Consider the following 9,889-nt stretch of genomic DNA (forward strand, 5'->3'; position numbering starts at 1 on the left):
AGCAATTGCTGATAAACTAAGAACTCAAGCAAGCTCAATTGGTCAATCAATTTCAAATGGTAACTCAGCAGTTTCTTTAACACAAATTGCTGATAAAGCTATGTCTGAACAATCTAATATTTTAGATGTTCTTAAAACAAAATTAGTTCAAGCTTCAACTGATACAACATCAGATGAGGGTAGAAAAGCAATTGGGAAAGATATTAGTAAATTACTAGATCAGTTAAATAATATTGCTAGCCAAACTAATTACAATGGTACAACAGTATTGCAAGGGGCAACATCAGCTTCAGCAGCAGCACAATTAACATTCCAAATGGGTGAAAAAGCTGCTGATATTATTCAAACAACAGCTGGTGTTAGAGCAAACTTAAGTGGATTGGGACTTGCTGGTCTTAAAGCTTCTGCTGATGCAAACTTTGCTTCTGCTGGAAGTGCTAGAAGTTTAATGGCAAGTGTTGATACAGCTATTAACACACTAAATGGATGGAGAGCAGACTTCGGTTCTACTCAAAACCAATTAGAATCAGCTATTAGAAACCAAATGACTCAGCAAACAAATATTAAATCTGCTGAATCAGTAATTAGAGATGTTGATTATGCTTCTGAAAGTTCTAACTTTAATAAACAGAACATAATAGCACAAGCAGGTACTTATGCGATGAGTCAAGCTAATGCTTCTCAACAAAATGTACTTAGATTACTTCAGTAATCTATAATATTTAGTACCGATAAAAGTTACATTAGATAATTAATAGATTTTTAAAGGGCTAGATTCTTCTAGTTCCCTTTAAAGCATTTATTCCTAATAATACACTATTTTTAATTTTAATATTAGGAATATATGTATGGTATTTTGTTGTAAGTGGGTCATATAAACAATATAGGGGTCAATGGATTCCGAAGAGTTAGACTCTATGCTTGGTAAAACAAGAATGTTTTAGGCTCCCGTATCATGGGTAAATCTTTTATAATAAAAAGGATTTATTATGAGAATTAATACAAATGCAGCTTCATTGATAGCTCAAGAAGCAGCTGCAAACACAACAAAAAATGTAAGTAGTTCGTTAGAAAAACTAAGTACTGGTTTAAGAATCAATAAAGCAAGTGATGATGCTTCTGGTTTAGCAATTGCTGATAAACTAAGAACTCAAGCAAGCTCAATTGGTCAATCAATTTCAAATGGTAACTCAGCAGTTTCTTTAACACAAATTGCTGATAAAGCATAATATTGCTAAGCAAACTAACTACAATGGTACAACACTGCTACAAGCATCTGCTGCTGGTACAGGTTCAGCAACATCACTTACATTTCAAATGGGTGAGAAGTTAGCTGATACTATTGTAACAACAGCTGGTGTTCAAGCAAATGCTATTGGACTTGGAGTTAGTGGATTAAGATCTGCAGCTGCTGCTGGTACATCTGCTGGTGGATTTGATGCAGCTGGTGCAAGAGGTTTTATGACAACAGTTGATAGTGCTATTAACACGCTAAATGGATGGAGAGCAGACTTTGGTTCTACTCAAAACCAATTAGAATCAGCTATTAGAAACCAAATGACTCAGCAAACAAATATTAAAGCTGCTGAATCAGTTATTAGAGATGTTGACTATGCTGCTGAAAGTTCTAATTTTAACAAACAGAACATTATTTCACAAGCTGGTACTTATGCTATGAGTCAAGCTAATGCTTCTCAACAAAATGTACTTAGATTACTTCAGTAGTCTATAATAAAATTGTAACTTTTATCAAATTTTTAAAGGGCTAGATTTTATTCTAGTTCCCTTTAAAATAATAAGTCTAAGAATAAGTTTTGTTACTTTAATGTAAAATTAAACTATCTTACAATAAGGCTTTATATGCAAGAAGAACTAAATGACTTAACTCAAACACTTTTTAATTTATATTTAAAAAATTTGGAATTTTTAGAAAAAAAACATCCCAATACTTACAAAAAAGTACAAAAGTTATCAAAAGATATTGAAGAACAAAGTCATAAAGAAAGATATACTTTAGAGTATATAAAAGAAGGTGGTTATTTTGATATTTTTGACCATACAAAAGATAAATTTCTTTATGATTTTAATAGTTATGAAGAAGCAGATAAAAGGGCTGAATTAACTAATTTTACAAAAGAGAACTCTTTAGATTTATTAAGAATTGATCCACGAAACAAAAAACTAGCCATTATGCAATCTTTAGGAGTTGTAGCAACACTGGCTAATTATATAAATCATAAAGTTGATTTTACAAATGTTACTTTCTCAAAAATATATAAATTTATCTTTATTGGAGTTGGTGCAGGAGTTCACTTAAATGAAGTCTATAAAAAAGTAAACTCTATGAATACTTTGATAATTGAGCCTGAACTTGAACTTTTTAGACTTACTTTATTTACAACTGATTATACAGTTTTTGAACAAGGAAATAAAAAGTTATTTCTATCAGTTTGCGAGACACCAATACAAAGAGAAAAAACTATTGAAGAGTTCACCCATCATCACAACTATATGAACTATAATATCAAGCACCATCTTTTTTGGATAGATTACAAATATATCTTAGATGAACTTATTAGTTATTATTCAACTAACCATCCTGCATCTTTTCCTTTTGGAGTAGTTTTAAAAGTTCTTTATAGAACTATTAGATTTATGAAAGATAAAGAGAAGTTCATAAAAAAACAATTAATAAAAGATACTTTACCCTTAAAAAATAAAAAAGTACTAATAATAAGTGCTGGTCCATCTGTTGATAATCACTTAGAATGGATAAAAAAATATCAAGATAGATTTGTAATTGTTTGTGTTGATGTAATATTAAGAAAATTAGAAAAAAACAGTATTGTACCTGATATAGTAGTCTCTATTGATCCCTCATCTGAATGTGGAAAATTTCTTACAACAGATGATAAAAACTTTTTAAAAAATAGTGCCATTATCTTTCTTTCTCAACAAGAAGAGAGTGTATTAAAAAAAGTAGAGCATTTAAATTACTATTTTTCACAAGTATACCCTGTATGTGAAGAGTTAGGATACTCTTTTTCTCTTCCAAATGTTGGTACTTTCTCATTTGCCATGTCTGTATTTTTAAAAGCAAATGAACTATATTTAGTTGGAAATGATGCAGCATTTAATCAAGAAACAGGAGATAGATATGCAAGTGATAGCTCACATGAAATGTCTGATATTGTAGAAGAAAAACATAAAGTTGATGATAATATAGTTTCTGATTATGATATTTTAGAAGTAAAAGGAAATTTAAGAGAAAAAATAAAATCAAATAGAACTCTTTTGACTTTTAAAAGAGACTATGAGTTATTTATCCATGGTCTAGATGAAAAAACAAAGAAAACTTTAAAAGCTTACAATTTATCAGATGGTGCATTTATGGAAGGTCTTATACCTTTAGATATAAAAGATATTGACCTACAAAACCTAGAAAAAAAAGATTTTAATGTAAAAGAGATTTTAGATAATATAAGTTGTACTGTGGAAAATATTGATTTTGAAGATGATGCAAAAGTATTAAGTGGAATAATAACTAAAGTTAATAAATTCAAAAAAACAAAAATCTCTTCAAGAGATGATTTCTTACAAAAAAAACTAGATATTATGATTTGGATTTTACAGCAAAAAAAACATATGAGTAACGCTATGTTTGCAAATGTATTTTTAAAATATATTGAGTTAGTAGATATTTATGTAAACTTTTTTTTAAATTTAAAACAAAACCAACTATATACTCAAAAGAACCTATCTGAAGTTAAAAAATACTGGTGTGATTCTACTATTTTAGTATTAAAAGATTTAAAAGCAATAATAAATCAAGAATAGTTATTCTTGATTTTTTATTATTGCATACAAAATTATATCTAAGTACTTTCCATTTTTAAATATTGCTTGTTTTAAAATACCTTCTTCTTTCATGTGAAGTTTTTTTGCAAGTTTTTGCATTGAAATATTTTCTTTACTTGTTCCACAATAAACTCTATGTAAATTTAAACTATTAAAAGCATGTTCTATAATCAACTTTGATGCTTCATAAGCAAAGCCTTTTCCATGATAGTTCTTTTCTCCCATGATAATTGCAAACTCTGCATTAGAATCAATAAAATTTATATTTTGAATACTTACATTACCTATGTGTTGATTATTCTCTTTTAAACAAATAGCAAGAACAAGATTACTATTTGAAGAATTAATATTTTGTATATACTCTTGTGTTTTTTCTTTAGTATTTACAAATCTATGATGTGCATTAAACTTACATACTTCCTCATCATTTAGCCAATTTACATAGTTTGTATTTGAATCTTCTATACAAAGTGGTCTTAAATATAATCTTTGTGATTCTAAAAATTTACTTTTCATATGTTTTCCTTAATATGGTTTCTAACTGTGCTTTTGTTTCTAAAATCTCAACATTTTTAATTACATTAATTCTTTCTTTTGCATCAATTTGCAAACTATATGTTTGTTTATTTAACAATAAAGATTCTTTGAATACAGATGAGTCTATACCAAATACTATTTTACTATTATATAAAACTTCATGTATATCAAATTCATCTTTATATATTTTAACAAAAGGGTATTCTTTTAAAATTTCATCAAACTTTTTCATATCTTCTGCAGGATGAAATTTAATAAAAAGTGTAATATCTAAGTGTACATTAGATATTGCATCTAAAAGATTAATTATACAATCATACTCTGTAAAACCAAACTTATTTCCATATAGTTCATATATATACTCTGATAAAAAAAGTGCGTATTTACCTCTATTTTCAAGTATTAAATTATTTGATGTTTTTAATTTTTTAACATAAAAGATCTCTTTTATATATTTTAAATACAAATTTTCATGAAATTGTATTCTTTGCTTAATATCTTCATTGATTAATTCCACTTTATTATCATAATAAATAATATCAGGCAAATACTTTCTATCTATAAATTTATTATTAATAGAAAACCTTATATCTAAGTTTAAAATTGAATCTAAAAAACATTTTACTTTTATTCCTAGTTTCTTTGCTTCTATTAATTTTTCTATTTCATAATCTGAGTGAATACCAGATGTTCCAATAATAACAATATCATCTTTTTTAAAAGTATTTTCATTTTCATCAATTAAAAAAGAAATATGCTTTTTAAATATTTTTAAAGCAGGACCTTTAGGATAACATTTTACAATATAACCTTTTTCATGCATATAATATGCATAAGCCATGGTTAAATTAGCTCCTCCTGCATCATAGGAAAAAACTTTTATTTCACTATTTAAGTTCATCTAAATTTTCACAAACTTTTATATAAGCATTAATTACATCATTTACATCTTCTTTGCTTAAAGGACTTCTAGTAAAATCATGTGTCCACAAAGTTTTATAATGAAACTTTTCTACATTTGGACAAATTCCTTTTTCATATGAAATTTCATCTTTAAAAGCAAAATTTTCTTTATTATATGCAATTTTATTTTGAAACATAGGAAGTAAATAAATAGGCTTTACATAGCCTTGTCCTATTGGTACACCTTCATTTTCTCTATCTTGTACTGCTTCTAGTTCTGCTTTTACAGCCATAATAAATTTATCTCTTGAAACTTTTGCAATATCTTCTAAAAACTCAAATGCTTGCACATAATAAGAGTGTGTTCTATTTTCTAATTTTGTTGTCTTTATAAAAGGATATTTTCCTAAAGCCTCATCATACATTTTTGCATACTTTTGTCTAACTTCTAGCTCACTTTGTAGTTTTTTTAACTGCTCTATTCCAATGGCTGCTTGAATTTCAGTCAATCTAAAATTAAAGCCTAGCATATTTGAAAGTTGTGTTTCACCTTTATTTTCTACAACTGATTCTGCATGATTTCTAATTAGTTGCATTTTATTAGCTAAGTCATCACTATTTGTAACGCAAACTCCACCCTCACCTGTATGAATATGTTTATGATAATTTAGACTAAAAACTCCAATATCTCCAAAAGTTCCAACATTTTTTTCATCATATTTTGCGCCTGGAGCTTGTGCACAATCTTCAATTACATATAAATTATGCTCTTTTGCAACTTCTTGTATCTCTTTCATATTAGAAGGACACCCAAAAATATGTACAACAACTATTGCCTTAGTATTTTTTGTAATAGCTTTTTTTAATGATTTAATACAAAAAGAGTAAGTATTAGCTTCCAAATCACAAAAAACAGGAGTTGCATTCCAAAATAAAGGAGCACTTGCAGAAATTGACATTGAGTATGGTGAAACAATAACCTCATCACCAAGACCAATTCCACAAGCACCTAAGGCTGTTATTAAGCCAGAAGTATTTGAATTTACAGAGATACTATGTTTAATATTAAAATATTCACTCCAAGCTTTTTCAAACTCTTGAACTTTTTCTCCCCCATAAAAATCTTCATGCCAAGCACCTAAGTATTTTGATAAAATACCTTTTTTCATAACTTTTACAACTTCATCAATTTCATTTTCATTTATATTATTATATCTAGGAAACAACTTTGTTCTTATTTTAGGTCCACCATTAATAGCTAATTTTGGCATCTATTTTCCTTACTATTTAAAATATTTGTTATAAATTCTAAGTTTTTTAGTTCATTTTTAAAAGAAGCGCAGTTTTGTCTATTTTGTTTTATTTGTAAAAATATTTCATCATAAACATTATAGATTAGTTTTTCTGAGATTTTTTCTTTTTTGTAAGCTTCTTTATCTATAAACTTATAGCCTTTATACTCTATGCTATCTACAATTTTTTTATAATAAATTGTTTGTTCACTATTTATATAATTTACAACTTGATTATCAAAATAAAGAGTTAATTCAATAATATTGTATTTTGTATGATCTAAAGCAATAAAATATATAGGAATAATCTTCTCATCATATTTAATCTTAAAAAATACATCATAGGATTTATCTTCATCATTAAAACCAATTGTTTCATCAAGTATTTTTATATCTAATAGTTTTGGATTAGAGAATAAATAGTTAATCAAATCAATAAAATGTGAACCATTATTTTTTAAACCTTTCACATAATTTAAAGTAATTTTTTGTAAATTTTCTAAACTTCTATTTTCAATACTATCTTTTAATCTTTTTATTGGCTCTTGGAATCTTCTAGTATAATTTACAACTATTTTATCTTTGAAAAAATCATCTAAAATCTCATACTCTTTTTTATTTGAAAAAAGAGGCTTTTCCATCAAAAACTTTTTTATACTTTTATGATTTTTAAAACTATTTAATATTTTAAAGTGAGTATTAGTAGGTGTAGCAACAACTAAAATATCAATATCTTTTTTATCAATTAATTTTTTATAATCATTATAAAAAATAACATCATTGTAAAACTCTTTTACTTTTGATAAATTTTTTTCATCTATATCTACTACATATTTTAATTGAAACTCTTTATGTAAATATATAGCTTTTATATGTGAATATGCAGTTTTAGAGTTTTTATCATAATCAAAAAGTAAAGAGATATTACCAAGTCCAATCACTGCAACATTCAACATTAACTTAGTCCTTTTCTTTTTATACTACTATTTATTTGTAATAACTTAGGATTTTTTCTTACATAAGATATCATCTCTTCAATAGTAAAATAATCATTTTTAAAATGATTCATTATCTTAGTTATTATTTCATAATCTTCTTTTGTATCTAAAGTTACTGACAACTCGGGGAAATATAAATTTTTTGGTGCTTCAATATTATAAATTTTAAATCGCTTTGTAGTATAAAACTCAGGAGTTACATGCTCAAGATCTATAGAAGTTAACTTTTTTTTTGATACTTCTTTCAATGCTTTTAAAGAGTAAACCTGTATAGACATCCCAACAGGAAATGTACTTTTTATACTATTACTTACATAATCATAGTCATTGTTTAAATAAAACTCAATAGCCTCATCAATAAGTCTTGGTTCAATAAAAGGGCAATCTCCTGTTAACTCAACAATTATATCTGTTTCAAATTTTTCATGGGCTTGTAAAACTCTTTGGAAAACATTATTTTCACTTCCTCTAAAATATTCAACATTTTTCTTTTCACAAAGCTTTATTATTCCATCATCTTCTTTATTAGTTGTAGTTGCAACAATTATTTTATTTACAAGTTTACATTTTAAAACTCTATTTATCATTACTTCTAATACTGTACTATTTCCAAGAGGTTTTAAAACCTTTTTTGGTAATCTTGAAGATGTCATTCTAGCTTCAATAGATACACTAACTTTCATAAAAGCTCCTATTTTTTCTTTTGTTTACAAAGCTGTATAAAATTTGCTTTCCAAGTCTTTCTTTGATAAGTTTTTTTCATACTTTTTCCTATATTAATATTATATTTAATTAAACTCTAATCTATCTGCAAATTTATAATCTTTTTTTGATTTTTGACCTAATATCTGTTTTAAATATTTTGGATGAAGTCCATACCCAGGTCTTACACTTCTTATATTTTCTAAAGTAAACTCTTCACCTTTTTTTATATCTTTTGATACATATAAACTTCTTGAGAATACTCGATTTTTTCTTTTCTTTTCTGTCATCTCATAGCTTACTTTACCTAATAGCTTTTCACTATCTCTTATAGCTTTTACCATATCTTTAAACTCATCTTTTTGCATAGAAAATTGTGCATCTGGTCCACCTATACTTTTATCTAGTATAAAATGTTTTTCAATAACTTTTGCACCTAAAGTTACTGCTATGATTGGTGCAGTTGAACCTATAGTATGATCAGAGAAACCAACTTCTACTCCAAAAGTTTCAGCCATATTGGGTATTGTATTTAAATTTGCATCTTCTAAAGCAGCAGGATAAGCACTTGTGCATTTTAATAAAATAATATCTTCATTTCCTACACTTCTACAAATATCAACAATATCTTGAATCTCTTGTAATGTTGCAATTCCTGTTGAAATTATAATTGGCTTACCTTTTTTTGCAGTATATTCAACCAAATCATAATCAGTTATTTCAAATGATGCAATTTTATAAGCACTTGGGTTAAATTGTTCAAGAAAATCAACTGCACTTTTATCAAAAGGAGATGAAAAGATATCTAAATCTAAACTTCTTGCATAATCAAATAATTCTTTATGCCATTGCCAAGGAGTATAAGCCTCTTCATAAAGTTTATATAAAGTCTTATCATCCCATAATGTACCACCTTTAATAACAAAATCATCTTTATTAGAATCTAATGTTAAAGTATCAGCAGTATATGTTTGAAGTTTTATAGCATTAGCTCCTGCTTCTTTTGCAGCTTTTATAGTATCTAATGCATTTTGTAAACTACCATTATGATTTGCACTTAACTCTGCAATTATAAATGTTCCATTTTTTTGTAAATCAAATTTTCCTATTTTCAAAATTTAACTCCATTATTATCATTTCATTATCTCTAAAAACTTTACTTCCGATTTTAATAAAACCTTTTCTCTCATATAGATTAACTGCTCTTTTATTTATAGCAAATACTTCTGCTTTAATCTTTTTAAGTTTTAATTTTTTAGTTGCATAATCTATAATAAGATCTAAAAGTATTTCTCCATAACCTTTTAAAAAAGGACTTGAATAAATTCCCATCTCTGCAGTTTGATTTTTAATATTTACAAAATCTATTACACCAATATTTTTATCATCTTCTTTAACTAAAAAGTATAATTTATCATCACAATTAGATAATTGCTTTAAAAAATCAAAATGTTCTTCTTTAGATATTAAGTTATTATTGTACATCCATTTTCTAATGGAATCATTATTTCTCCAGTTAAGTATCAACTCTTTATCTTTTAAAGATAACTCTGTAAAATTTATTAACTGAAAATTTTTCAAAACTTGATTCCTTATAAT

The 9,889-nt window shown here is 26.4% G+C and carries 9 protein-coding genes and 1 pseudogene; 3 read left to right on the forward strand and 7 right to left on the reverse strand.

Features of this window, described 5'->3' with window-relative positions:
• The 3 genes and pseudogenes from ACTCCZ_RS13010 to ACTCCZ_RS13020 form a co-directional block, all read left to right on the forward strand.
• Window positions 1–712: flagellin (locus ACTCCZ_RS13010; protein ID WP_463187407.1), on the forward strand; the 712-nt coding region annotated here is incomplete at its 5' end.
• Window positions 713–989: 277 nt separating this feature from the next.
• A pseudogene (locus tag ACTCCZ_RS13015) lies at window positions 990–1,725 on the forward strand (flagellin).
• A 135-nt stretch (window positions 1,726–1,860) separates the two neighbouring features.
• The gene (locus ACTCCZ_RS13020) at window positions 1,861–3,837 is read left to right on the forward strand and encodes a motility associated factor glycosyltransferase family protein (RefSeq protein WP_079577537.1); all 1,977 of its coding nucleotides are present in this window, start codon (window positions 1,861–1,863) and stop codon (window positions 3,835–3,837) included.
• Here ACTCCZ_RS13020 and ACTCCZ_RS13025 read toward each other — a convergent pair whose 3' ends face one another.
• From ACTCCZ_RS13025 to pseH, 7 genes are all read right to left on the reverse strand, one after another.
• Complete coding sequence (locus tag ACTCCZ_RS13025; protein ID WP_079577538.1) at window positions 3,838–4,374, reverse strand: GNAT family N-acetyltransferase; 537 nt, start codon at window positions 4,372–4,374, stop codon at window positions 3,838–3,840.
• A complete protein-coding gene (locus ACTCCZ_RS13030) occupies window positions 4,364–5,296 on the reverse strand; it encodes a hypothetical protein (protein ID WP_079577539.1) in 933 nt (310 codons plus the stop codon). Before ACTCCZ_RS13030 ends, ACTCCZ_RS13025 begins: the two co-directional genes overlap by 11 nt.
• Window positions 5,283–6,569, reverse strand: a complete 1,287-nt coding sequence (locus tag ACTCCZ_RS13035; RefSeq protein ID WP_079577540.1) for a DegT/DnrJ/EryC1/StrS family aminotransferase — start codon at window positions 6,567–6,569, stop codon at window positions 5,283–5,285. Before ACTCCZ_RS13035 ends, ACTCCZ_RS13030 begins: the two co-directional genes overlap by 14 nt.
• Window positions 6,557–7,546: a Gfo/Idh/MocA family protein gene (locus tag ACTCCZ_RS13040; RefSeq protein ID WP_079577541.1), complete on the reverse strand. Its 990-nt coding sequence runs from the start codon at window positions 7,544–7,546 to the stop codon at window positions 6,557–6,559. The genes ACTCCZ_RS13035 and ACTCCZ_RS13040 overlap by 13 nt, the downstream gene beginning before the upstream one ends.
• A complete protein-coding gene (locus ACTCCZ_RS13045) occupies window positions 7,546–8,271 on the reverse strand; it encodes a cytidylyltransferase domain-containing protein (protein ID WP_079577542.1) in 726 nt (241 codons plus the stop codon). The genes ACTCCZ_RS13040 and ACTCCZ_RS13045 overlap by 1 nt, the downstream gene beginning before the upstream one ends.
• A 105-nt stretch (window positions 8,272–8,376) precedes the next feature.
• The gene (gene pseI, locus ACTCCZ_RS13050; RefSeq protein WP_079577543.1) at window positions 8,377–9,405 is read right to left on the reverse strand and encodes a pseudaminic acid synthase; all 1,029 of its coding nucleotides are present in this window, start codon (window positions 9,403–9,405) and stop codon (window positions 8,377–8,379) included.
• Window positions 9,386–9,889: UDP-4-amino-4,6-dideoxy-N-acetyl-beta-L-altrosamine N-acetyltransferase (gene pseH, locus ACTCCZ_RS13055; protein WP_463187409.1), on the reverse strand; the 504-nt coding region annotated here is incomplete at its 5' end. The genes pseI and pseH, both read right to left, overlap by 20 nt.

The organism is Malaciobacter sp., from assembly GCF_055140965.1.

Coding starts and splice junctions, on each gene's coding strand:
- ACTCCZ_RS13020 (WP_079577537.1), top strand. CDS start 1,861: ATGCAAGAAGAACTAAATGACTTAACTCAAACACTTTTTAATTTATAT.
- ACTCCZ_RS13025 (WP_079577538.1), bottom strand. CDS start 4,374: ATGAAAAGTAAATTTTTAGAATCACAAAGATTATATTTAAGACCACTT.
- ACTCCZ_RS13030 (WP_079577539.1), bottom strand. CDS start 5,296: ATGAACTTAAATAGTGAAATAAAAGTTTTTTCCTATGATGCAGGAGGA.
- ACTCCZ_RS13035 (WP_079577540.1), bottom strand. CDS start 6,569: ATGCCAAAATTAGCTATTAATGGTGGACCTAAAATAAGAACAAAGTTG.
- ACTCCZ_RS13040 (WP_079577541.1), bottom strand. CDS start 7,546: ATGTTGAATGTTGCAGTGATTGGACTTGGTAATATCTCTTTACTTTTT.
- ACTCCZ_RS13045 (WP_079577542.1), bottom strand. CDS start 8,271: ATGAAAGTTAGTGTATCTATTGAAGCTAGAATGACATCTTCAAGATTA.